At 49.5% G+C, this 695-nt stretch carries 1 rRNA gene; it reads right to left on the minus strand.

Annotated features, from left to right (window positions below):
• Positions 1 to 695, minus strand: a 23S ribosomal RNA gene (locus ACFSX4_RS14090); the annotation flags it as partial.

The following is a 695-nucleotide window of genomic DNA, read 5'->3' on the forward strand; positions in this document are numbered from 1 at the left end:
TTTGCCTCGGCTTAGGTCCCGACTAACCCAGAGCGGACGAGCCTTCCTCTGGAAACCTTAGTCATTCGGTGGACGGGATTCTCACCCGTCTTTCGCTACTCACACCGGCATTCTCACTTCCAATCGCTCCACATGTCCTCACGATCATGCTTCTCTGCCATTGGAACGCTCTCCTACCATTTTTCTAAAAAAATCCACAGCTTCGGTAATATGTTTAGCCCCGGTACATTTTCGGCGCGGCGTCACTTGACTAGTGAGCTATTACGCACTCTTTAAATGATGGCTGCTTCTAAGCCAACATCCTAGTTGTCTGTGCATCGCCACATCCTTTTCCACTTAACATATATTTTGGGACCTTAGCTGGTGGTCTGGGCTGTTTCCCTCTCGACAATGGACCTTATCACCCACTGTCTGACTCCCATAAATCACATCCATGGCATTCGGAGTTTGTCTGAATTCGGTAACCCGGGATGGGCCCCTCGTCCAAACAGTGCTCTACCTCCACGATGCTTTTATGAGGCTATACCTAAATATATTTCGGAGAGAACCAGCTATCTCCAGGTTCGATTGGAATTTCTCCGCTACCCACACCTCATCCGGTCACTTTTCAACGTAAGTCGGTTCGGCCCTCCATTCAGTGTTACCTGAACTTCAGCCTGGACATGGGTAGATCACCTGGTTTCGGGTCTACGACA

Source organism: Corticicoccus populi (assembly GCF_042686195.1).
In the GTDB taxonomy this organism is placed as follows: Bacteria; Bacillota; Bacilli; order Staphylococcales; family Salinicoccaceae; genus Corticicoccus; species Corticicoccus populi.